We start from the raw sequence: 23,497 nt of genomic DNA on the forward strand, positions 1-23,497 counted from the left end.
ACTTGTGATCGCCCTCTCCCTCGCCGAGATCGCCGAAGTCGTCGGCGGGCAGACGCACGACATACCGGATCCGTCCGTCCAGGTCACCGGGGGTGTCGTCCGGGACTCGCGGGAGGCGGGCCCGGGCAGCCTCTTCGTCGCCTTCGTCGGCGAACGCGTGGACGGCCACGACTTCGCGGCCGCGGTCGTGGAGGCGGGCGCGGCCGCCGTGCTCGCCTCCCGCCCCGTGGGCGTGCCCGCGATCGTCGTCGACGACGTCCCAAGAGCGCTGGGCGCCCTCGCCCGGCACGTCGTGCAGCGCCTCGGCGCGACCCTCGTCGCGCTTACCGGCTCGTCCGGCAAGACCAGCACCAAGGACCTCATCGCGCAGGTGCTGCGGCGCAAGGCGCCCACCGTCTTCACCCCCGGATCGCTCAACAACGAGATCGGGCTGCCGCTGACCGCGCTCACCGCCACCGAGGAGACGAAGTTCCTCGTGCTGGAGATGGGCGCCCGCGGGATCGGCCACATCCGGTACCTCACCGGCCTGACGCCCCCGAAGGTCGGCCTCGTCCTCAATGTCGGCACCTCCCACATCGGCGAGTTCGGCGGCCGGGAGCAGATCGCCCAGGCCAAGGGCGAGATGGTGGAGGCCCTGCCGTCGGCCGAGGAGGGCGGCACCGCGATCCTCAACGCGGACGACCCGCTCGTACGCGCCATGGAGTCCCGTACGAAGGCGAAGGTGCTTCTTTTCGGAGAGACCGACGAAGCGGACGTTCGGGCCGAGAACGTGCGACTCACGGACAGCGGACAGCCCTCGTTCAGGCTTCACACACCCTCCGGTGCAAGCGATGTGACCATGCGCCTGTACGGTGAGCATCACGTGTCGAACGCGCTCGCCGCGGCCGCCGTCGCCCACGAGTTGGGCATGTCCGCAGAAGAGATCGCACTCGCGCTCTCCGAGGCGGGCTCCCTCTCCCGCTGGCGGATGGAGGTCACCGAGCGCCCGGACGGCGTGACGGTCGTCAACGACGCCTACAACGCGAACCCCGAGTCCATGCGAGCCGCCCTGCGCGCGCTCGCGGCCATGGGCAAAGCCTCACAGGCGAAGGGGGGCCGTACGTGGGCGGTGCTCGGCAAGATGGCCGAGCTCGGGGACGAGGCGCTCGCCGAGCACGACGCGGTCGGACGGCTCGCCGTCCGGCTCAACGTCAGCAAGCTCGTCGCGGTCGGGGGCAGGGAAGCCGCCTGGCTGCAACTGGGCGCATATAACGAGGGTTCGTGGGGTGAGGAGTCGGTGCACGTGTCCGACGCACAGGCGGCAGTCGACCTGTTGCGCAGCGAATTGCGCCAGGGAGACGTCGTTCTCGTGAAGGCGTCCCGTTCGGTCGGTCTCGAGAGCGTGGCGCAGGCGCTGCTCGCGACCGGTACCGAGGGTGAGGTCGTCACCCGATGATGAAGCAGATCCTGTTCGCAGGAGTCATTGGCCTCTTCCTGACACTGGTCGGCACCCCGCTGCTGATCAAGCTGCTCGCACGCAAGGGGTACGGGCAGTACATCCGTGACGACGGCCCGCGCGAGCACGCCAGCAAGCGCGGTACGCCGACCATGGGCGGCATCGCCTTCATCCTGGCGACGGTCGCCGCGTACTTCCTGGCCAAGCTGATCACGAGCTCCCTGGACCCCGAGGCCGACACGTCGCCGACCTTCTCGGGTCTGCTGGTGCTCGGTCTGATGGTGGGCATGGGCCTGGTCGGCTTCCTGGACGACTACATCAAGATCGTCAAGCGGCGTTCGCTGGGCCTGCGGGCCAAGGCGAAGATGGCCGGCCAGCTGATCGTCGGCATCGCCTTCGCGGTGCTCTCCCTGCAGTTCGCGGACTCCCGCGGCCAGACCCCGGCCTCCACGAAGCTGTCGTTCATCACGGACTTCGGCTGGACCATCGGCCCGGTGCTGTTCGTCGTCTGGGCGCTGTTCATGATCCTCGCGATGTCGAACGGCGTGAACCTGACCGACGGTCTGGACGGTCTGGCCACCGGCGCCTCCGTCCTCGTCTTCGGTGCCTACACCTTCATCGGCGTCTGGCAGTTCCAGGAGTCCTGCGCCAACGCGACGACCCTGACCAACCCGGGTGCCTGCTACGAGGTGAGAGACCCCCTCGACCTCGCGGTGGTCGCCTCCGCGCTGATGGGTTCCTGCCTCGGCTTCCTGTGGTGGAACACCTCGCCGGCCAAGATCTTCATGGGTGACACCGGTTCGCTGGCGCTCGGCGGCGTCCTCGCGGGCCTCGCGATCTGCTCCCGCACCGAGCTGCTGCTCGCCATCCTGGGCGGCCTGTTCGTCCTCATCACCATGTCGGTGGTCATCCAGGTCGGCTCCTTCAAGCTCACCGGGAAACGCGTCTTCCGGATGGCGCCACTCCAGCACCACTTCGAACTCAAGGGGTGGTCCGAAGTCCTTGTGGTGGTCCGCTTCTGGATCATCCAGGGCATCTGTGTGATCGTCGGACTCGGCATCTTCTACGCGGGATGGGCAGCGGACAAGTGACCGACTGGCAGGGCAAGCACGTCACCGTAGCCGGGCTCGGCGTCTCCGGTGTCCCGGCGGCGAAGGTGCTGCACGGGCTCGGCGCGAGGGTCACTGTCGTCAACGACGGTGACGACGCACGCGCCCGCGAGCAGGCCGCCGAACTGGAGGCGCTCGGCATCGCCGTGCGCCTCGGTGACGGTGCGACCCTGCCCGACGGCACCGAGTTGATCGTCACCGCCCCCGGCTGGAAGCCGGACAAGCCGCTGTTCGCGGCGGCGGAGAAGGCCGGGGTGCCGGTGTGGGGCGACGTCGAACTCGCCTGGCGGCTCAGGAAGCCCGACGCGGCGCCCTGGCTCGCGGTCACCGGCACCAACGGCAAGACCACGACCGTCCAGATGCTCGCGTCGATCCTGAGCGCCGCGGGCCTGCGCACGGCCGCCGTCGGCAACATCGGCGTCTCCCTGCTCGACGTCGTCACCGGCGAGGAGCAGTACGACGTGCTCGCCGTGGAGCTGTCCAGCTACCAGCTCCACTGGGCGCCGTCCCTGCGCGCCCACTCGGCGGCGGTGCTGAACCTCGCCCCCGACCACCTCGACTGGCACGGCTCCATGGAGGCGTACGCCGCCGACAAGGGCCGTGTCTACGAGGGCAATCGGGTCGCCTGCGTCTACAACGCCGACGCCACCGACAAGCCGTCCACCGAGGACCTGGTCCGCGCGGCCGACGTCGAGGAGGGCTGCCGCGCCGTCGGCTTCACCCTCAACGCCCCCGGACCCTCCCAACTCGGCGTCGTCGAGGGCATCCTGGTCGACCGCGCCTTCGTCGAGGACCGGTACCGCAGCGCCCAGGAACTCGCCGAGGTCACCGACGTCGACCCGCCCGCCCCGCACAACATCGCCAACGCCCTTGCCGCGGCAGCCCTCGCGCGCGCCTTCGGGGTGCCGGCGGCGGCCGTACGGGACGGGCTGCGGGCCTTCACCCCGGACGCCCACCGCATCGCGCACGTCGCCGACGTGGACGGGGTCGCCTATGTCGACGACTCCAAGGCGACCAACACCCATGCGGCACAGGCGTCGTTGGCGGCCTACGAGTCGATCGTGTGGATCGCCGGCGGACTCGCCAAGGGCGCCACCTTCGACGAACTGGTCGCGGGGGCGGCGAAGCGGCTCCGCGGCGCCGTCCTGATCGGCCGGGACCGCGAGCTGATCCGCGAAGCCCTGGCGCGACACGCCCCGGAGGTACCCGTGGTCGACCTCGGCCGGACCGACACTGGGGCGATGCTCCAGGCTGTCCAGGAGGCGAAGCGGCTCGCACGGCCCGGCGACACGGTGCTGCTGGCCCCGGCCTGCGCCTCGATGGACATGTTCGCCAACTACAACAGGCGCGGTGAGGCGTTCGCACAGGCGGTGCGCGAACTCGGTGCCTGACCCGGCCGCCTGCGCCGGGCGACCTTGGGAGGGACCTGTGGGACCGTCGAGGCACCGTGGGGCGCACAGCGGAGGCCGCCGTGCCCAGTAGCCGCACCGGACGGCCGCCCGCGCCGCGGGCGCCCCGTCCGCCCGCCGCGACCCGGCCCGCCCGCCGGAACACCGTCCGCACCCTCCACACACGGGTGCGCAGGGCCTGGGACCGGCCACTGACCGCCTACTACGTGATCCTCGGCGGCAGCGCGCTGATCATCGTGCTCGGCCTGGTGATGGTCTACTCGGCCTCCCAGATCACCGCGCTGCAGAAGTCGCTGCCGGGCTCGTACTTCTTCCGCAAGCAGCTCCTGGCCGCCGGCATCGGGGTCGTGCTGCTGCTCGCGGCCGCCCGGATGCCGGTGAAGCTGCACCGGGCGCTGGCCTACCCCATTCTCGCGGGCTCCGTCTTCCTGATGGTCCTGGTGCAGGTGCCGGGGATAGGGGTGGCGGTCAACGGGAACCAGAACTGGATCGAACTCGGCGGCTCCTTCCAGATCCAGCCCAGTGAGTTCGGCAAGCTCGCCCTGGTGCTGTGGGGCGCCGATCTGCTCGCCCGCAAGCAGGAGAAACGGCTGCTGGCCCAGTGGAAGCACATGCTGGTGCCGCTCGTACCGGCCGCCTTGCTGCTGCTCGGACTGATCATGCTGGGCGGCGACATGGGCACGGCGATCATCCTGACGGCGATCCTGTTCGGCCTGCTCTGGCTGGCGGGGGCCCCCACCCGGCTGTTCGCCGGTGTGCTGGCCGTCGCCGCGCTGATCGGCGCGTTCTTCATCAGGAGCAGCCCGAACCGCATGGCGCGGCTCGCCTGCCTCGGCGCCACCGAACCCCAGGAGGGCCCCGTCGACTGCTGGCAGGCCGTGCACGGGATCTACGCCCTCGCGTCCGGTGGGATCTTCGGTTCCGGACTGGGTGCGAGTGTGGAGAAATGGGGCCAACTACCTGAAGCCCACACCGACTTCATCTTCGCCGTCACCGGTGAGGAACTGGGCCTGGCGGGGACGCTGTCGGTACTCGCCCTGTTTGCGGCTCTAGGCTATGCGGGTATCCGCGTGGCCGGACGCACGGAGGACCCCTTCGTGAGGTATGCCGCGGGAGGCGTGACCACCTGGATCATGGCGCAGGCCGTGATCAACATCGGTGCGGTCCTCGGACTGCTGCCGATCGCCGGTGTCCCGCTCCCGCTGTTCTCCTACGGGGGCTCCGCCCTGTTGCCGACCATGTTCGCCATCGGGCTGCTGATCGCCTTCGCGCGTGACGAACCCGCTGCGCGGGCGGCGCTTGCGATGCGGCAACCTCGCTTTGGTAGAAAGCGGGCCGGGGGTTCTCAGCAGCCCCGGAGATGGAACACGATGCGACGGCGCGCCACGGCGGCACGTTCGTCCGGAGAGCGGTGAATTTCGGTGCATGTCGTACTCGCCGGCGGAGGAACCGCGGGCCACATCGAGCCCGCGCTCGCCCTCGCGGATGCCCTGCGCAGGCAGGATCCGACCGTGGGCATCACGGCCCTGGGCACGGAACGCGGTCTCGAGACACGTCTGGTACCCGAGCGCGGGTACGAACTGGCGCTGATCCCCGCCGTACCGCTGCCGCGCAGGCCCACCCCGGAGCTGATCACCGTCCCGGGCCGGCTGCGCGGCACCATCAAGGCGACGGAGCAGATCCTGGAACGCACCAAGGCGGACGCCGTGGTCGGCTTCGGCGGCTACGTCGCCCTGCCGGGCTACCTCGCCGCCAAGCGGCTCGGTGTGCCGATCGTCGTCCACGAGGCCAACGCCCGCCCCGGCCTGGCCAACAAGATCGGCTCCCGGTACGCGGCCCAGGTCGCCGTCTCCACCCCGGACAGCAAGTTGCGCGACGCCCGCTACATCGGGATCCCGCTGCGCCGCTCCGTGGCCACCCTGGACCGGGCCGCCGTGCGCCCCGAGGCCCGCGCCGCGTTCGGGCTCGACCCCAACCTGCCCACGCTGCTGGTCTCCGGCGGCTCGCAGGGCGCCCGCCGGCTGAACGAGGTCGTCCAGCAGGTCGCGCCGTGGCTGCAGCAGGCCGGGATCCAGATCCTGCACGCGGTCGGCCCGAAGAACGAACTGCCCCAGGTGCAGCAGATGCCGGGAATGCCCCCCTACATCCCGGTAAGTTACCTGGACCGGATGGACCTCGCGTACGCCGCGGCCGACATGATGCTCTGCCGCGCGGGCGCGATGACCGTCGCCGAACTCTCCGCCGTCGGGCTCCCGGCCGCCTACGTTCCGCTGCCGATCGGCAACGGCGAGCAGCGGCTGAACGCCCAGCCGGTGGTCAAGGCCGGCGGCGGCCTGCTGGTCGACGATGCGGAGCTGACGCCGGAGTGGGTGCGGCAGAGCGTGCTGCCGGTGCTGTCCGACCCGCACCGGCTGTACGAGATGTCCCGCGCCGCCGCCGAGTTCGGTCGCCGGGACGCCGACGACCTGCTCGTCAGCATGGTGTACGAGGCGATCGCCGCCCGTGCACGGCACTAGGACAGGCCCTGGACGCGTAGGTGAACGCGGATGACGGGAGGCAGGATTCGTGGCCGGATCGACGACCGCCGAGCGCGGTGGACGCCAGCGGGAGTCGTCCGGCCCGCCGCCCGTCAGGCGGTTGAGGCGGAGGCGCCTTCGTCTGATCATCATCCTGGCGATGGCCCTGGTGTTCCTCGGGAGCGGGACGTTCTGGCTGCTGTACGGCTCCGATCTGGCCAGGGTGGAGCGGGTCTCCGTGTCCGGGACCCGTGTTCTGACTCCCGAGCAGGTGCGCGAGGTCGCCGACGTTCCCCTCGGGGACCCGCTGGCCATGGTGGACACCGAGGCGATCGCATCGCGACTCCGCCAGGAAATGCCCCGAATCAGCACGGTTGACGTGATTCGCTCCTGGCCGCACGAAATCGGGTTGGAAATCACCGAGCGCACCCCGGTTCTTCTGATGGAAAAGGGCGGGGAGTTCATCGAGATCGACGCCGAGGGTGTCCGGTACGCCACGGTTTCGAAGGCCCCCCGAGACGTTCCCCGGCTGGAGCTGACCGTCCGCCGAAGCGGCACCACGGCCGCGAGCCTGCGCCGCTTCGGCGAGGCGCGGCTGGTGCGGGAGGCGGTCCGGGTCGTCCGCGACGTCCCGGACTCCGTCGCCCGGGTCACCCGGAGCGTCAACGTCCGTACCCACGACGACATCTCACTGAAGTTGACGGACGGCAGGGAGGTCGTCTGGGGGAGCGTCGAGAAGGGTGCCGCGAAGGCCCGCACCCTCGCCGCTCTGCTGAAAGTGGCGCCGGACGCAAGGCACTTCGACGTGAGTGTTCCCACCGCCCCGGCGTCATCAGGGGGTTGACGTACATCAGTGCAGGTCAACCCCCTGGTTGGGCGGTGCCACGGCTGATCACATAGGGTGAAAAGAAAAACGGGAGGTTCGGCGTGTTCGTTGAACGCGCGCCACTTGTCGACTTAGTGTCCTGTTCAGAAGACTCCAGGGAGCAGACACACTGGTAACCCTAAACTTCAACGTTAGGGTTCGGGTCGGTGATACGGACCGTCCCCATCGGCATCAGTCGTCGGACCTCGGCAAGGCCGTGAGACGGCGACACGTAACTCGAGGCGAGAGGCCTTCGACGTGGCAGCACCGCAGAACTACCTCGCAGTCATCAAAGTCATCGGTGTCGGCGGCGGTGGTGTCAATGCCATCAACCGGATGATCGAGGTCGGTCTCAAGGGCGTCGAGTTCATCGCCATCAACACCGACGCGCAAGCCCTGTTGATGAGCGACGCCGACGTCAAGCTCGACGTCGGCCGTGAACTCACCCGCGGACTCGGCGCCGGAGCCAACCCGGCTGTCGGCCGCAAGGCGGCCGAGGACCACCGCGAGGAGATCGAGGAGGTCCTCAAGGGGGCCGACATGGTCTTCGTGACGGCCGGTGAGGGCGGCGGCACCGGCACCGGCGGCGCCCCCGTCGTGGCCAACATCGCCCGCTCGCTCGGCGCTCTCACCATCGGCGTGGTCACCCGCCCGTTCACCTTCGAGGGCCGGCGCCGCGCCAACCAGGCGGAGGACGGCATCGCCGAGCTCCGCGAAGAGGTCGACACCCTCATCGTCATCCCCAACGACCGGCTGCTGTCCATCTCGGACCGCCAGGTCTCGGTCCTGGACGCCTTCAAGTCGGCGGACCAGGTCCTGCTCTCCGGTGTCCAGGGCATCACCGACCTCATCACCACACCCGGCCTCATCAACCTCGACTTCGCCGACGTGAAGTCGGTCATGTCCGAGGCCGGTTCGGCCCTCATGGGCATCGGCTCGGCCCGCGGTGACGACCGCGCGGTGGCGGCGGCCGAGATGGCGATCTCCTCACCGCTGCTGGAAGCCTCCATCGACGGCGCCCGGGGCGTGCTGCTCTCCATCTCCGGCGGCTCCGACCTCGGCCTGTTCGAGATCAACGAGGCCGCCCAGCTGGTCAGCGAGGCCGCCCACCCGGAGGCCAACATCATCTTCGGCGCGGTCATCGACGACGCCCTGGGCGACGAGGTCCGGGTCACCGTGATCGCGGCCGGCTTCGACGGCGGCCAGCCGCCGGCGAAGCGGGACAACGTCCTCGGCTCCTCCTCGGCCAAGCGCGAGGAGCCCGCCCCCGCGCGGCAGCCCGAGAGTCGGCCGTCCTTCGGCTCGCTCGGCAGCGTCACGCCCAGGGAGGAGCCGGGGCCGGCCCCCGAGCCGGTCAGTGACATCCCGGTGGCCCAGCCACCGGTCCAGCCGACGAGGGCCTACTCGGACAGCGTGGCCGAGGAACTGGACGTCCCGGACTTCCTCAAGTGATAAGGCGGCACGAGAGCGTGCGCGGCGCGCACTTCGCCTTCACCGACCGGTGGGGCGGGGTGAGCGCCGCTCCGTATGCGGAGCTCAACCTCGGTGGGGCGGTCGGCGACGATCCCGGCGCCGTACGCGTCAACCGCGAGCTGGCCGCGAAGTCCCTGGGCCTCGACCCGGCCCGGGTGGTGTGGATGAACCAGGTGCACGGCGCCGACGCGAAGGTGGTCGACGCGCCGTGGGGCGACCGTCCGGTCCCCGAGGCCGACGCGGTCGTCACCGCGCGACGGGGCCTCGCCCTCGCCGTGCTCACCGCCGACTGCGTGCCGGTGCTGCTCGCCGACCCCGTCGCCGGCGTGGCCGCGGCGGCCCACGCGGGACGGCCCGGACTGGTCGCGGGGGTGGTCCCCGCCGCCGTGCGGGCCATGACCGAACTCGGCGCCGACCCGGCCCGGATCGTCGCCCGCACCGGGCCCGCCGTCTGCGGCCGGTGCTACGAGGTACCGGAGGGGATGCGCGCCGACGTGGCCGCCGTCGAACCGGCGGCGCACGCCGAGACGAGCTGGGGTACGCCGGCGGTCGATGTGGCCGGGGGCGTGCACGCTCAGCTCGAACGGCTCGGGGTGCGCGACCGCGAGCGGTCGCAGGTGTGCACTCTGGAGTCGGACGATCACTTCTCGTACCGGCGCGACCGCTCCACCGGGCGGCTCGCGGGCTATGTGTGGCTGGACTGATGGGGCATGACGGAACGTAGGGACGAACTCGCCGCGAACCTCGCGGATGTGGAGCGACGGATCGCCGCCGCGTGCGCGGCCGCCGGACGCGGGCGCGACGAGGTGACCCTGATCGTGGTCACCAAGACCTTCCCCGCCAGTGATGTGCGGATCCTGTCGGAACTCGGTGTACGTCATGTCGCCGAGAACCGTGACCAGGACGCCGCCCCTAAAGCGGCCGAATGCTCTGATCTGCCCCTTTCTTGGCACTTCGTCGGACAGCTTCAGACCAACAAGGTGCGATCCGTGGTCGGTTACGCGGATTTCGTGCAGTCCGTCGACCGTGCCCGACTTGTCACGGCCCTCGCCAGGGAAGCCGTGCGGGCCGGACGCGAACTCGGCTGCCTCGTCCAGGTCGCGCTCGACGCCGATGAGCCCGCGGCGGGTGGGGGCCGGGGCGAGCGCGGCGGTGTCGCGCCGGGCGGCGTCGCGGAGTTGGCCGATCTGATCGCCGTGTCCGAAGGGCTGCGGCTGGAGGGGCTGATGACCGTCGCCCCGCTCGCCGGGAAGTACGCCGGGCGGCAACAGGCGGCGTTCGAGCGCTTGATGGATTTGTCGACCGACCTGCGCACGTCTCATCCGGCTGCGAAAATGGTTTCTGCGGGGATGAGTACGGATCTCGAACAGGCCGTTGCGGCCGGAGCGACACATGTGCGCGTCGGCAGTGCGGTACTCGGAGTCCGCCCCGGGCTCGGGTAACGTCGCCAGGAAGTCGGACCACAGTAGAAAATATGGTCATTGCCGCTGATGGGCGGACTTGAGGACCTTGTGGATCGCGGGCACTTGGCGGTCGTCAGCGGATCCACCACAGAGGAGGACTCGGAGCATGGCCGGCGCGATGCGCAAGATGGCGGTCTACCTCGGCCTCGTGGAGGACGATGGGTACGACGGCCGCGGATTTGACCCAGACGACGACTTCGAGCCCGAACTCGACCCGGAGCCCGAGCGGGACCACCGGCGGCACGAACCGTCGCACCAGTTGCATGGGGCACATCAACTCCAAAGGGACGAAGAGGTGCGAGTCGTGCAACCGCCTCCGCCTCGCGAGCCGGTCGCCCGGTCCGCTTCGCTTCCCGCTGAATCGGCACGCCCGGCGCGCATCGCGCCCGTGGCATCCATCACACAAGAACGCGCGAACCTGGAGAAGAACGCACCGGTGATCATGCCCAAGGTCGTGTCGGAACGAGAGCCTTACCGGATCACCACGCTTCACCCGCGGACCTACAACGAGGCCCGTACCATCGGGGAACACTTCCGTGAGGGCACCCCGGTGATCATGAATCTCACGGAGATGGACGACACGGACGCGAAGCGACTTGTCGACTTTGCGGCCGGTCTGGTGTTTGGTCTTCACGGCAGTATCGAGCGGGTGACGCAGAAGGTGTTCCTGCTGTCTCCTGCTAACGTCGATGTCACGGCGGAGGACAAGGCCCGTATCGCAGAGGGCGGGTTCTTCAACCAGAGCTGAGACGCAGGACCGGACAGAAGCAGGACGCAGGGGAGAGGGACCGACAGGCCATGAGCGTGTTCGCGCAGGTGATCTACATCGCGCTGATGGTGTTCCTCATCGTGCTCATCTTCCGTCTGGTCATGGACTACGTCTTCCAGTTCGCCCGCTCGTGGCAACCCGGCAAGGCGATGGTGGTCGTCCTGGAGGCCACCTACACTGTCACCGATCCACCGCTGAAGCTTCTGCGGCGGTTCATCCCGCCGCTGCGTCTCGGGGGCGTGGCGCTCGACCTGTCCTTCTTCGTACTGATGATCATTGTCTACATCCTGATCTCCCTCGTGGGCAGTGCGCTGAGGTGACTGTGGACGACATGGGCCTGCCGACTGCCGATGACTACGTTGAGGTGAAGAGATGCCGTTGACCCCCGAGGACGTGCGGAACAAGCAGTTCACGACCGTCCGCCTCCGAGAAGGCTATGACGAGGACGAGGTCGATGCCTTCCTCGACGAGGTCGAAGCCGAACTGACGCGCCTGCTCCGAGAGAACGAGGACCTGCGCGCCAAACTGGCCGCGGCCACGCGCGCTGCTGCCCAGAACCAGCAGAACATGCGCAAGCCCCCTGAACCACAGGACCAGCAGGGGCAGCAGGGGCCGCCTCCCCAGGGCATGCCCCAGCAGGGCATGCGAGGTCCCGGCGGACCGGTGCCCGCCGGCATATCGGGCCCGCCGCAGCAGCAGATGGGTGGCCCCATGGGTGGTCCGCCCCAGCTGCCGAGCGGTGCGCCGCAGTTGCCCGCCGGCCCCGGTGGACAGGGCGGCCCGCAGGGTCCCGGCCCCATGGGTCAGGGTCCCGGGCCGATGGGCCAGGGCGGCCCGATGCAGGGGCAGATGGGCCAGGGCGGTCCGATGCAGGGCCAGATGCCGGGCCAGATGGGCCCCGGCGGCCCGATGGGCGGCCCCGGCGGCCCCATGGGCGGTCCTCCCGGCCTCCCCGGCCAGCAGGGCGGCCCCGGTGGTGACAGCGCGGCCCGCGTGCTCTCGCTGGCCCAGCAGACCGCCGACCAGGCGATCGCCGAGGCCCGTTCCGAGGCCAACAAGATCGTCGGCGAGGCGCGTTCGCGTGCCGAGGGTCTCGAGCGGGACGCCCGCGCCAAGGCGGACGCCCTGGAGCGGGACGCGCAGGAGAAGCACCGCGTCGCGATGGGCTCCCTGGAGTCCGCCCGCGCCACGCTGGAGCGCAAGGTCGAGGACCTGCGCGGCTTCGAGCGCGAGTACCGCACGCGGCTGAAGTCCTACCTGGAGTCGCAGCTGCGTCAGCTGGAGACCCAGGCGGACGACTCGCTCGCCCCGCCGCGTCAACCGGCCGCCGCGTCGCTGCCGCCGTCCCCGGCGCCCTCGATGGCTCCGGCCGGTGCCGGTGCGCCGTCCTACGGCGGCAGCCAGCCGATGGGCGGCGGTCCGGGCACCCAGCCCGGCCCGTCCTACGGCAGCCAGCAGCAGATGCAGCCGGCGATGACCCAGCCCATGGCGCCTGTGCGCCCGCAGGGGCCGTCGCCGATGGGCCAGGCGCCCTCGCCGATGCGCGGGTTCCTGATCGACGAGGACGACAACTGACGGCCTCACGGCCATGAGTACGGCCTGACGGCCGACGGCGTTCAGGGCGGGGTCCCGGGTTCGACAACCCGGGACCCCGCCCTTTCGCTACGCGCGTTCACGGAGTTTGCAGTGTTTGTTCAGGCTTGGGTGCGGTGTCCGACGTACACAACGCCGAAGGTCCGGGCTCACCGAAAATCTTGGTGAGTCCGGACCTTCGGCGCGGAGGCGCCGCATGTCGACACGGCCCCGCGCCCCGAGGGGCGCACTCGGAGCGTTACGCCTTGCGCAGCCGGAACGTCAGGGACAGGCCCTCGTCCGCGAACGCCTGCCCGTAGGAGTCGTCCGCCTCTCCCTGGGCGAAGTCCGTCGCCAGGACCTCTTCGGCGATCAGAGCGGAGTGCTCGGTCAGGGCCGCGATGGTGGCGGCCTCCGTGGCCGTCCAGCGCAGGGCGATCCGGTCGGCCACGTCGAGGCCGCTGTTCTTGCGGGCCTCCTGGATCAGCCGGATCGCGTCCCGGGCCAGGCCCGCGCGGCGCAGCTCCTCGGTGATCTCCAGGTCCAGCGCGACCGTGGCACCCGAGTCGGAGGCCACCGACCAGCCCTCGCGCGGGGTTTCCGTGATGATCACCTCGTCCGGGGAGAGGGTGATCGTCTCACCGTCGACCTCCACCGCGGCGGTGCCCTCACGCAGTGCCAGGGACAGCGCGGCGGCGTCCGCGTCCGCGACGGCCCGGGCCACGTCCTGGACCCGCTTGCCGAACCGCTTGCCCAGCGCGCGGAAGTTGGCCTTCGCCGTCGTGTCCACCAGTGAGCCGCCCACCTCGGAGAGGGACGCCAGGGACTCGACGTTCAGCTCCTCGGTGATCTGCGTGTGCAGCTCGGGGTGGAGGGCGCCGAAGCCGCTCGCCGCGATCAGGGCGCGCCTCAGCGGCTGGCGGGTCTTGACCCCCGACTCCGCGCGGGTGGCCCGTCCCAGCTCCACCAGGCGGCGCACCAGCACCATCTGGGTGGACAGCTCCGGGTCGATCGCCGTCAGGTCCGCCTCGGGCCAGGAGGACAGATGGACCGACTCGGGGGCGTCCGGGGTGACCGGCACGACCAGGTCCTGCCAGACCCGCTCGGTGATGAACGGGGTCAGCGGGGCCATCAGCTTGGTGACCGTCTCCACGACCTCGTGCAGGGTGCGCAGCGCGGCCTTGTCGCCCTGCCAGAAGCGGCGCCGGGAGCGGCGGACGTACCAGTTGGACAGGTCGTCGACGAACGCGGACAGCAGTTTGCCGGCCCGCTGGGTGTCGAAGCCCTCCAGCGCCCGGGTCACCTGGTCGGTGAGCGCGTGCAGTTCGGAGAGCAGCCAGCGGTCCAGCAGCGGACGGTCGGCGGGCGCCGGGTCGGCCTCGGACGGGGCCCAGCCGGAGGTGCGCGCGTACAGCGCCTGGAAGGCGACCGTGTTCCAGTACGTCAGGAGCGTCTTGCGGACGACCTCCTGGATGGTGCCGTGCCCCACCCGGCGGGCCGCCCACGGGGAGCCGCCGGCCGCCATGAACCAGCGGACCGCGTCCGCGCCGTGCCGGTCCATCAGCGGGATCGGCTGCAGGATGTTGCCCAGGTGCTTGGACATCTTGCGGCCGTCCTCGGCGAGGATGTGGCCGAGGCAGACGACGTTCTCGTAGGACGACTTGTCGAAGACCAGCGTGCCGACCGCCATCAACGTGTAGAACCAGCCGCGGGTCTGGTCGATGGCCTCGCAGATGAACTGCGCCGGGTAGCGGGCCTCGAACAGCTCCTTGTTCTTGTACGGGTAGCCCCACTGCGCGAACGGCATCGAACCGGAGTCGTACCAGGCGTCGATGACCTCCGGCACGCGCGTGGCGGTCTTCGCGCAGCCCTCCTGCGGGCAGGCGAAGGTGACCTCGTCGATGTACGGGCGGTGCGGGTCGAGGCCCGACTGGTCGGTGCCGGTCAGCCCGGTCAGCTCGGTGAGCGAGCCGACGCAGGTGAGGTGGTCGTCCTCGCAGCGCCAGATCGGCAGCGGGGTGCCCCAGTAGCGGTTGCGGGACAGCGCCCAGTCGATGTTGTTGTTCAGCCAGTCGCCGTACCGGCCGTGCTTGACCGAGTCCGGGAACCAGTTGGTGTTCTCGTTCTCCTCGAGCAGCCGGTCCTTGACGGCCGTGGTCCGGATGTACCAGGACGGCTGCGCGTAGTACAGCAGCGCGGTGTGGCAGCGCCAGCAGTGCGGGTAGCTGTGCTCGTACGGGGTGTGCCGGAAGAGCAGGCCGCGGCTGTCCAGGTCCTCCGTCAGCCTCTCGTCGGCCTTCTTGAAGAAGACGCCGCCGACCAGCGGGACGTCCTCCTCGAAGGTGCCGTCCGGGCGGACCGGGTTCACCACCGGCAGACCGTAGGCGCGGCAGACCTTGAGGTCGTCCTCACCGAAGGCGGGGGACTGGTGGACCAGACCCGTGCCGTCCTCGGTGGTGACGTAGTCGGCGTTCACCACGTAGTGGGCCGGCTCGGAGCTGTGCCCGTTGGTTCCCTCGCCTGCGCTCGGGAACTCGACGAGCTCGAAGGGACGCCGGTACGTCCAGCGCTCCATCTCGGCGCCGGTGAAGGTCTGCCCGGTGGGCTCCCAGCCCTCGCCGAGGGCCCCCGCGACCAGCGGCTCGGCGACGACCAGCTTCTCTTCGCCATCAGTGGCGACCACGTAGGTCACCTCGGGGTGCGCGGCGACCGCGGTGTTGGAGACCAGGGTCCAGGGGGTGGTCGTCCACACCAGGAGCGAGGCCTCGCCGGCCAGCGGGCCGGAGGTGAGCGGGAAGCGGACGTAGACGGACGGGTCGACGACCGTCTCGTAGCCCTGCGCCAGCTCGTGGTCGGACAGGCCGGTGCCGCAGCGCGGGCACCAGGGGGCGACACGGTGGTCCTGGACCAGCAGCCCCTTGTTGAAGATCTCCTTCAGCGACCACCAGACGGACTCGATGTACTCCGGGTCCATGGTGCGGTAGGGGTCGTTGAGGTCGGCCCAGTAGCCCATACGGGTCGTGAGCTCTTCGAAGGCGTCGGTGTGGCGGGTCACCGACTCGCGGCACTTGGCGTTGAACTCGGCGATGCCGTACGCCTCGATGTCCTGCTTTCCGGAGAAGCCGAGCTCCTTCTCCACCGCCAGCTCCACCGGGAGGCCGTGGCAGTCCCAGCCGGCCTTGCGGCCCACGTGGTAGCCCTGCATGGTCCGGAAGCGGGGGAAGACGTCCTTGAAGACGCGCGCCTCGATGTGGTGGGCGCCCGGCATGCCGTTGGCGGTGGGCGGGCCCTCGTAGAACACCCACTCGGGGCGGCCCTCGGACTGCTCGAGGCTCTTGGCGAAGATCTTTTGTTCCCGCCAGAAGTCGAGCACGGCGTGCTCGAGGGCGGGCAGGTCGACCTGGGCTGGCACCTGTCGGTACGTCGGCGTTGTCATCAGCGGGCTTCCTCCGGCGGACTTGCTGCCTTCCGTCCGGAGGGACGAGAGCTGTGTCGATCCCTGCGCCGCCGTCGGCGCGCTCCCGCGGTACCACCCTCCTTGGCCCCCCGGTGCGTCGTGTGCTCCGGTGAGCCCCCTCATTGGGGTCGCGATGCCGGTTCTACTCGCCCGGGTGGGCCTGTGGGCCGGGCCCACTGTCCAGGACTTTCCTCCGGCGGCTCCGGGGTGATCTTCACGTCGGGCTCGCCCCCGGGCTCACACCGTCCCCGGGTCGCTCTGGGCTGCGTACGCCGCTACTCGTCCCCATCCACGCTTCTCGCTGCGCCCAGTGTACGGCGCGGAGGCGACAGCGGCCGACCGGTTTCCGGGCGGGCGGCAGGCGAGGACCGCGCGGGCGTCACGGAGACCCCCATGGGGTGACATACGCCCGAATGGAGTGGTACGGGCGTTCGGATTCGCGGACGTCCGGCTTGATGGCATACCCGACGGGGAGCTGGGCACAACGCATGCAGGTCCGCCGCGCGGCGTCGGCGGGGTGGGCGGATCGGGCGGTGCGCCCCGTTGCCGCGGGACCCGAGTCGATTTATCGTCCCAGCACGATTCGCGCGCAAGATCACGGTATGTGAAGGGGCCGCGGCCATGGTGGCGAAGAAGACCGCCGACGAGAAGTCGGTGTCCAGCAGGGCCGCGCCCGCTTCCGGCGGCGGAGCCGAGGGGGAGGACGGCAGGAGGAGCACCCGGGGGGGCGGGAAGGCGACGGCGGAGAAGGCGGCCGGGAAGGGAGCGGCCACGCGGAAGGCGGCCGCGAAGAAGGCGGCGGGAAAGGCCGCGGAAGGGGCGGCGGGGAAGAAGGCGGCCGCGAAGAAGGAGGTCTCCGCAGCAGCAGCGGCGGCTGACGGCTCGGGCGGGAAAGCGGCCGGAGCGGGGGCCGGCGTCGGGCGGGCCGGTGTTTCGCAGGGCGCCGGGGAGCAGGCCGGCCGGGGCGCCGCACGCAAGGGCACCACCAGGACCAGCGGGGGCACACAGGACATGGCCGGGCGCGGCACGGCCACTGACGCGGGCGCGGCCGGGACCGCGACGCAGACGGGAGCGACCACGGTGGGCGCTAAGAAGACTCCGGGTACGGCGACGGCGGCGGAGACCGCCGTGCCCAAGGCGCGGATCGTGGCGGTGGAGCCCGGCGATCTCGCGGTGCGCCCGGGCGAGGATCCCTGGACGCCGGAGGAGGTCGAGGACGCGCGGGCCGAACTGATGACCGAGGTGCTGCGGCTGAGCGAGGAGATCAGCTCGTCCGAGCGATCGCTGGCCGGCCTGATGCGGGACTCCGGTGACGGCGCGGGCGACGACCAGGCCGACACCGGTACGAAGAACATCACGCGGGAGCACGAACTGGCGCTCGCCGCCAACGCGCGCGAGATGCTCACCCAGTACGAGCGCGCCACGCAGCGCCTGGACGCCGGTACCTACGGCCTGTGCGAGAACTGCGGCAACCCCATCGGGAAGGCCCGTATGCAGGCCTTCCCCCGGGCCACGCTGTGCGTCGAGTGCAAGCAGAAGCAGGAGCGCCGCTACTGATCATCTCCACATGCCTCCTGAGCACGAGGGCCGTGCGGGGTGTGTCGTACCCTCGTCCTCAGTCAGGTACCTAGGTTGAGGGACTCACGTGGCAGAGGCGGAGCGCATCATCGGTACGCCGGAGACCCCGGACGCGGACCGGGACGGGCAGGACCGTGCCGAGCACGACCGGGCCGAGGGGGCTCGGGCCGATGCCCCGGACACAGCGGCTGGGACACCCCGCGGCAAGCGGCGGGTGGCCGTGCTGTTCGCCGTCGCCGCCGTCGCCTACGCCCTCGATCTGATCAGCAAGATGATCGTGGTCGCCAAGCTGGAGCACCACGCGCCCATCGAGATCATCGGGGACTGGCTGAGGTTCGAGGCCATCCGCAACGCGGGCGCGGCCTTCGGTTTCGGCGAGGCCTTCACCGTGATCTTCACGGTGATCGCGGCGACGGTGATCGTGGTGATCGTCCGGCTCGCCCGCAAGCTGTACAGCCTGCCCTGGGCGATCGCGCTGGGGCTGCTGCTCGGCGGTGCCCTCGGCAACCTCACGGACAGGATCTTCCGCTCCCCGGGCGTCTTCCAGGGCGCGGTCGTGGACTTCATCGCGCCCAAGCACTTCGCCGTCTTCAACCTGGCGGACTCGGCGATCGTCTGCGGCGGCATCCTGATCGTCCTGCTGTCCTTCCGGGGCCTCGACCCGGACGGAACCGTCCACAAGGACTGACCGGCCCGCTGAACGCGCGTACGGGGTTGTCCGACCGGTCCGGCATACTCGACGGGTGAGCACCATTCCCGAGATCCGTACCCTGCCCGTGCCCGACGGCCTGGAGGGCGAGCGCGTCGACGCCGCCATCTCCCGCATGCTCGGCTTCTCCCGGACCAAGGCGGCCGAGCTCGCCGCCGCGGGAAAGGTCACGGTCGACGGATCGGTGGTCGGCAAGTCGGAGCGGGTCAGCGGCGGTGCCTGGCTCGAGGTGGAGATGCCGCAGGCGCCCGCGCCGGTCCAGGTGGTCGCCGAGCCCGTCGAGGGCATGGAGATCGTGCACGACGACGACGACGTGGTCGTCGTCGTCAAGCCGGTCGGGGTCGCCGCCCACCCCTCGCCCGGCTGGACCGGACCGACCGTGATCGGCGGTCTCGCCGCCGCCGGGTACCGCATCTCGACCTCCGGCGCCGCCGAGCGCCAGGGCATCGTGCACCGCCTGGACGTCGGCACCTCCGGCCTCATGGTGGTCGCCAAGTCCGAGTACGCGTACACGTCGCTGAAGCGCCAGTTCAAGGAGCGCACGGTCGACAAGCGCTACCACACGCTGGTCCAGGGCCACCCCGACCCGACCAGCGGCACCATCGACGCGCCCATCGGCCGCCATCCGAACCACGACTACAAGTGGGCGGTCATCGCCGAGGGCAAGCCCTCCGTCACGCACTACGACCTCGTCGAGGCCTTCCGCGCCGCCTCCCTCCTCGACATCAAGCTGGAGACCGGCCGCACCCACCAGATCCGCGTCCACATGGCCGCCCACCGGCACCCCTGCGTGGGCGACCTGACGTACGGCGCCGATCCCACGCTCGCCAAGCGGCTCCGCCTGACCCGCCAGTGGCTGCACGCCGTACGGCTCGGCTTCGAACACCCGGGGGACGGCCGGTGGGCGGAGTTCAGCAGCGACTACCCCGAGGACCTGCAGCAGGCGCTGGACCAGGTCCGGGAGGAGACGTACGCGTGAGCACCCCGTACGTGGTCCGCGAGGCGGTGGAGCCCGGCGACCGGGAGGCGTGCTTCGCGGTCCGCAAGGAGGTCTTCGTCGCCGAGCAGGGCGTGCCGGAGGAAATCGAGTACGACGCGTACGACTCCGGTGCCGTGCACGTGCTGGCGCTCGGCGAGGACGGCACGGCGCTCGGCACCGGGCGTCTGCTGCACGGCGAGGCCGCCGCAGCGAAGAACGGTGGCGGCCTCGCCGTGCAACAGACGCGCGGTTCCCTGGGGCGGCTCGCGGTGACCCGCCGGGCGCGCGGGCTCGGCGTCGGGGCGGCGCTGGTGCGGGGCATCGAGGAGGCGGCCCGCGCGCGCGGGCTCACCGCCGTCGACCTGCACGCGCAGACCCATGCCCTGGGGTTCTACGAGCGGCTGGGGTACGAGGCGTACGGGCCGGAGTTCCCGGACGCGGGCATGCCGCACCGGGCCATGCGGCGCGTTCTGTGACCGGGGCATCGAACGACCTGCTGAGGGCAGGGGCGTGACAGGCTGGAAGCCTGCTGCCCGACCGTCGACCCGCCCGGAGCGCTGACCGTGGATCAGTTGGCCTTGCTGTTCACCGTGTTGCTCGGGGCCGTGGTGAGCGTCCCGGTCGGGGACCGACTGGGGCTGCCGGCGCCGGTGCTGATGACGGTCTTCGGGATCGCCCTGGCGCTGTTGCCGTTCGTCCCGAACGTCGACATTCCGCCGGACCTGATCCTGCCGCTGCTGTTGCCGCCCCTGCTCTACGCCGCCGTCCGCCGGACGTCCTGGCGCCAGTTCGCCGCGAACGTCAGACCGATCCTCCTGCTGGCCGTGGCGCTGGTGTTCGTCACCACGCTGTGTGTGGCCGTCGTGGCGCACGCGATCGTGCCGGGTCTGCCGCTGGCCGCCGCCGTGGCCCTCGGCGCACTGGTCGCGCCGCCCGACCCGGTCGCGGCGACCGCCGTCGCCGGGAAGCTGGGGCTGCCGCGCCGGCTGGTGTCGATCCTGGAGGGCGAGGGCCTGTTCAACGACGTGACGGCGATCGTGCTGTACCACGTGGCGATCGCCGCCGCCGTGAGCGGAACCTTCTCGCCCTGGCGGGCGGGGCTGGACCTGGTGCTGTCGGCGGTGGTGGCGGTCGCGGTCGGCCTCGCGCTGGGCTGGGGGGCCAACCGGCTGATGGGCCTGCTCGGGGACGCGACCCTGCAGATCGCGATGAGCCTGCTGGTGCCGTTCGCCGCCTACGCCCTGGCCGAGGAACTGCACGGCTCGGGGGTGCTCGCCGTACTCACCACCGCGCTGTTCCTGGTGGAGTACGCCACCGACGCCGACGAGGTCATGACCCGGCTCGCCGGGCACGCCTTCTGGGACATCGTCGACACGCTCGTCACCGGTGTCGCGTTCGGGCTGGTCGGCCTCGAGCTGCACATCGCGCTCAGGACCGCGGCCGGCCACTGGGGCGAGCTGCTCCGCTGGGCGGCGGCGATCGTGGGGGTGGTCGTCCTCGTCCGGCTGCTGTGGCTGCTGCCGGCGGCCTGGCTGACGAAGCGGCTGCACTCCGCGCGGGACCTCGACGAGGAGGTCCCGCTCGGCTGGCGCGAGACCGTGGTGATGTGGTGGTCCGGGATGCGCGGGGTGGCCTCCGTGGCGCTGGCGCTGGCGATCCCGCTGCAGACCGATGCCGGGGACGCCTTTCCCGTCCGCGGCGAGATCGTCTTCATCGCGTTCGGCGTGATCATGGCGACGCTGCTGGTCCAGGGGATGACCCTGCCGTGGCTGGTGAAGCGGCTGGGAGTGGAGGCCGACGCCGGGCGGGAGAAGGAGTACGAGCGGGATCTCGCGGTACGGGCGGCACGGGCGGCCAAGCGGCGGCTGCGGGAGATCGAGGAGGTCGAGGAGCTGCCGGAGGAGCTGTCCGAGCAGATGCTGCGGAGCGCCTTCGAGATCGGGATGCAGATCAACCCGGACATGGCGGGCGACGAGCGGAGGGAGTCCCACCGGCAGCGGACCCGGCGGGCGAAGCGGGTACGGCGGATCCGGAGCGAGATGCTGAGTGCCGCCCGGCACGAGGTGCTGGCGGCACGCAGTGAGGCGGGGGCCGACCCCGGGGTGGTGGACCGGGTGCTGCGACATCTGGATGTGCGGAGCATGCGGTGAGTTCGTCCCCCGGTGCGGCCTTCTGTTCGTAGGGTCGGGGCATGACGAGAAACGTGGTGATCAGCGGGGGCGGTACGGGGATCGGGCTGGCGGCGGCACGGATGTTCGCCGCGGACGGGGACCGGGTGCTGCTGCTCGGGCGGCGCGGGGACGTGCTGGAACGGGCCGGGGCCGGGGTGCCGGGGGCGTCGGTGTACGCCGCCGACCTCGCCGACCCGGTCGCCGTGCGCGGTGTCAGCGGCTTCGTGGGCCGGGAGTTCGGGGCCGTCGACGTGCTGATCCACAGCGCCGGGGGCAACGGTCTCCTCGAGCCCCCTGCCGGGGGCGACGACCCGCTCGACGCCGTCGCCCGCCACTGGACGGTCAACTTCCGGCTCAACCTGCTGACCGCCGTCCTGCTCACGGAGGCCCTGGAGGACCGGCTCGCCGAGCCCGGCGGGCGGGTGCTGTTCCTCAGCTCCATCGCCGCCTACCGGGGGTCCGGGCAGCTCGCGTACGCGGCGGCCAAGGCCGGACTGCACCCGTACGCCCACGGCCTCGCCCGGAAGCTGGGGCCGCACGGCATCACGGTCAACGTGGTCGCGCCCGGCTACATCGAGGACACCGCCTTCTTCGGCGACGGCCTCGACGACGAGCGGCGGGCGCGGCTGGTCGCCGAGACGTCCGACGGCCGGGCCGGGAGGCCCGGGGACGTGGCCGCCACCCTGCACTGGCTGGCCTCCCCGGGCGCCGCGCACATCACCTCGCAGATCATCCAGGTCAACGGCGGCGCGGAACGCGGCCACTGAGACGCCGTCAGCGCTTGTCAGCGCTTGTCAGCGCTTGTTGTGCTTGTCGTGTTCGTTGCGCTCGTCGGGCTTGCGGGCGTTTCCCGCTTCCCGGTGCTCTCGTGCGGGCCGCGGGCCGCGGGTACGGTGCCGGGGGAGCGACGGTGGCCGTCGAGCTCCGGCGCCGGGCCCGGCGGCAGTTCCGCGGCGGCCGTGCTGACCCGGGGCAGGGCGTAGGGGTGCTCCTCGGCCAGCCAGCGGATCATCTGCTCGCGGACCGTGACCCGTACCGTCCATATGTCGTCCGCGTCCCTGGCCGTCACCAGGGCCCGCACCTCCATGGTGCTGGGCGTGCTGTCCGTCACGGTCAGGTTGTAGGCGCGGCCGTCCCAGGCCGGGCACTCCCGCAGGATGTCGCGGAGCCTGCCCCGCATCGCCTCCAGCGGGGCCGAGTGGTCGAGGTGCCAGAAGACGGTGCCGGTCATCTGCGGTGTGCCGCGCGACCAGTTCTCGAACGGCTTGGACGTGAAGTACGACACCGGCATGGTGATCCGGCGCTCGTCCCAGGTGCGCACGGTCAGGAAGGTCAGGGTGATCTCCTCGACCGTGCCCCACTCGCCGTCCACCACGACCGTGTCGCCGATGCGCACCATGTCGCCGAAGGCGATCTGCAGTCCGGCGAACAGGTTGCCGAGCGTGGACTGGGCGGCGACACCGGCGACGATGCCGAGGACACCGGCCGAGGCCAGCAGTGAGGCGCCGGCCGTGCGCATCGCGGGGAAGGTCAGCAGCATCGCGGCCGCCGCCACCACCCCGACGATCGCCGAGACCACCCGCCTGATCAGCGTCACCTGGGTGCGCACCCGGCGGACCCTGGCCGGGGAGCGTTCGCGGTGCACGTTGGCGTACCGGGTGTACGAGGTCTCCACGACGGCCGCCGCGATCCGGATCACCATCCAGGCGACCGATCCGATCAGCACCAGCGTCAGGATCCGCCCGATGCCTTCCCTGTGGTCCTCGAACAGCCGGGCCTGGTCGTACGACCCTCTCAGCAGGGCCGCGCAGATCAGCAGCTGGTAGGGGATGCGGGCGCGGCGGAGCAGCTCCCACAGCGGGGTCTCGGGGTGTTGTTCGTCGGCCTTGCGCAGCAGTCGGTCGGTGGCCCAGCCGAGCACCAGGGTGAGCACGACCGAGCCGCCGACCACGATCAATGGGCGGAGCACGTCTTCCATGCCCTCGAACGTAA

The 23,497-nt window shown here is 70.9% G+C and carries 20 protein-coding genes; 18 read left to right on the plus strand and 2 right to left on the minus strand.

Annotated elements, in window-relative coordinates; all coding sequences use genetic code 11:
- The first annotated feature begins 4 nt into the window (after positions 1 to 4).
- From AC6F7H_RS21835 to AC6F7H_RS21890, 12 genes are all read left to right on the plus strand, one after another.
- Positions 5 to 1,435, plus strand: coding sequence for a UDP-N-acetylmuramoyl-tripeptide--D-alanyl-D-alanine ligase (locus AC6F7H_RS21835; protein ID WP_500758603.1), 1,431 nt, complete (start codon positions 5 to 7; stop codon positions 1,433 to 1,435).
- Positions 1,435 to 2,526 carry a phospho-N-acetylmuramoyl-pentapeptide-transferase gene (mraY, locus tag AC6F7H_RS21840; protein ID WP_109383523.1) on the plus strand — a complete coding sequence of 364 codons (1,092 nt, stop codon included), beginning with the start codon at positions 1,435 to 1,437 and terminating at the stop codon, positions 2,524 to 2,526. Before AC6F7H_RS21835 ends, mraY begins: the two co-directional genes overlap by 1 nt.
- Positions 2,508 to 3,935 carry a UDP-N-acetylmuramoyl-L-alanine--D-glutamate ligase gene (gene murD / locus AC6F7H_RS21845; RefSeq protein ID WP_500758604.1) on the plus strand — a complete coding sequence of 476 codons (1,428 nt, stop codon included), beginning with the start codon at positions 2,508 to 2,510 and terminating at the stop codon, positions 3,933 to 3,935. The genes mraY and murD overlap by 19 nt, the downstream gene beginning before the upstream one ends.
- An 80-nt stretch (positions 3,936 to 4,015) precedes the next feature.
- Complete coding sequence (ftsW, locus tag AC6F7H_RS21850; RefSeq protein ID WP_500758605.1) at positions 4,016 to 5,368, plus strand: putative lipid II flippase FtsW; 1,353 nt, start codon at positions 4,016 to 4,018, stop codon at positions 5,366 to 5,368.
- Between the two features lie 6 nt (positions 5,369 to 5,374).
- Positions 5,375 to 6,469 carry an undecaprenyldiphospho-muramoylpentapeptide beta-N-acetylglucosaminyltransferase gene (murG, locus tag AC6F7H_RS21855; RefSeq protein ID WP_500758606.1) on the plus strand — a complete coding sequence of 365 codons (1,095 nt, stop codon included), beginning with the start codon at positions 5,375 to 5,377 and terminating at the stop codon, positions 6,467 to 6,469.
- A gap of 49 nt (positions 6,470 to 6,518) precedes the next feature.
- Positions 6,519 to 7,313, plus strand: coding sequence for a cell division protein FtsQ/DivIB (locus tag AC6F7H_RS21860; RefSeq protein ID WP_500758607.1), 795 nt, complete (start codon positions 6,519 to 6,521; stop codon positions 7,311 to 7,313).
- A 279-nt stretch (positions 7,314 to 7,592) separates the two neighbouring features.
- Positions 7,593 to 8,786, plus strand: a complete 1,194-nt coding sequence (gene ftsZ / locus AC6F7H_RS21865) for a cell division protein FtsZ (protein ID WP_500758608.1) — start codon at positions 7,593 to 7,595, stop codon at positions 8,784 to 8,786.
- Positions 8,787 to 8,803: 17 nt separating this feature from the next.
- Positions 8,804 to 9,511: a peptidoglycan editing factor PgeF gene (gene pgeF / locus AC6F7H_RS21870; RefSeq protein WP_500758609.1), complete on the plus strand. Its 708-nt coding sequence runs from the start codon at positions 8,804 to 8,806 to the stop codon at positions 9,509 to 9,511.
- A 6-nt stretch (positions 9,512 to 9,517) separates the two neighbouring features.
- Positions 9,518 to 10,249 (plus strand): YggS family pyridoxal phosphate-dependent enzyme, encoded by a 732-nt coding sequence (locus tag AC6F7H_RS21875; protein ID WP_500758610.1) that lies wholly within the window; start codon positions 9,518 to 9,520, stop codon positions 10,247 to 10,249.
- Between the two features lie 127 nt (positions 10,250 to 10,376).
- On the plus strand, positions 10,377 to 11,018 hold the full coding sequence (locus tag AC6F7H_RS21880; RefSeq protein WP_109383519.1) for a cell division protein SepF: 642 nt from the start codon (positions 10,377 to 10,379) through the stop codon (positions 11,016 to 11,018).
- Positions 11,019 to 11,068: 50 nt separating this feature from the next.
- Complete coding sequence (locus AC6F7H_RS21885) at positions 11,069 to 11,359, plus strand: YggT family protein (RefSeq protein ID WP_109383520.1); 291 nt, start codon at positions 11,069 to 11,071, stop codon at positions 11,357 to 11,359.
- Positions 11,360 to 11,411: 52 nt separating this feature from the next.
- On the plus strand, positions 11,412 to 12,614 hold the full coding sequence (locus AC6F7H_RS21890) for a DivIVA domain-containing protein (RefSeq protein ID WP_500758611.1): 1,203 nt from the start codon (positions 11,412 to 11,414) through the stop codon (positions 12,612 to 12,614).
- A gap of 256 nt (positions 12,615 to 12,870) precedes the next feature.
- On the opposite strand, the gene ileS is transcribed toward AC6F7H_RS21890, so the two are convergent.
- Positions 12,871 to 16,047, minus strand: a complete 3,177-nt coding sequence (ileS, locus tag AC6F7H_RS21895) for an isoleucine--tRNA ligase (protein ID WP_500758612.1) — start codon at positions 16,045 to 16,047, stop codon at positions 12,871 to 12,873.
- 642 nt (positions 16,048 to 16,689) lie between these two features.
- Here ileS and AC6F7H_RS21900 point away from each other — a divergent pair.
- The 6 genes from AC6F7H_RS21900 to AC6F7H_RS21925 all read left to right on the plus strand — a co-directional run bounded on the left by AC6F7H_RS21900 (position 16,690) and on the right by AC6F7H_RS21925 (position 22,272).
- The gene (locus tag AC6F7H_RS21900; RefSeq protein WP_500758613.1) at positions 16,690 to 17,625 is read left to right on the plus strand and encodes a TraR/DksA family transcriptional regulator; all 936 of its coding nucleotides are present in this window, start codon (positions 16,690 to 16,692) and stop codon (positions 17,623 to 17,625) included.
- Between the two features lie 88 nt (positions 17,626 to 17,713).
- Positions 17,714 to 18,334, plus strand: a complete 621-nt coding sequence (lspA, locus tag AC6F7H_RS21905; protein ID WP_500758614.1) for a signal peptidase II — start codon at positions 17,714 to 17,716, stop codon at positions 18,332 to 18,334.
- Between the two features lie 55 nt (positions 18,335 to 18,389).
- Positions 18,390 to 19,334, plus strand: coding sequence for an RluA family pseudouridine synthase (locus AC6F7H_RS21910; RefSeq protein ID WP_500758615.1), 945 nt, complete (start codon positions 18,390 to 18,392; stop codon positions 19,332 to 19,334).
- A complete protein-coding gene (locus tag AC6F7H_RS21915; protein WP_500758616.1) occupies positions 19,331 to 19,810 on the plus strand; it encodes a GNAT family N-acetyltransferase in 480 nt (159 codons plus the stop codon). Before AC6F7H_RS21910 ends, AC6F7H_RS21915 begins: the two co-directional genes overlap by 4 nt.
- Before the next feature lie 87 nt (positions 19,811 to 19,897).
- Positions 19,898 to 21,484, plus strand: a complete 1,587-nt coding sequence (locus tag AC6F7H_RS21920; protein WP_500758617.1) for a Na+/H+ antiporter — start codon at positions 19,898 to 19,900, stop codon at positions 21,482 to 21,484.
- A 41-nt stretch (positions 21,485 to 21,525) separates the two neighbouring features.
- Positions 21,526 to 22,272: an SDR family NAD(P)-dependent oxidoreductase gene (locus AC6F7H_RS21925; RefSeq protein WP_500758618.1), complete on the plus strand. Its 747-nt coding sequence runs from the start codon at positions 21,526 to 21,528 to the stop codon at positions 22,270 to 22,272.
- Between the two features lie 17 nt (positions 22,273 to 22,289).
- Here the strand turns inward: AC6F7H_RS21925 and AC6F7H_RS21930 are convergent, their stop codons facing one another.
- Positions 22,290 to 23,483 (minus strand): mechanosensitive ion channel family protein, encoded by a 1,194-nt coding sequence (locus AC6F7H_RS21930; protein ID WP_500758619.1) that lies wholly within the window; start codon positions 23,481 to 23,483, stop codon positions 22,290 to 22,292.
- Positions 23,484 to 23,497: the final 14 nt, after the last annotated feature.

The organism is Streptomyces sp. MMS24-W38 (assembly GCF_059889265.1).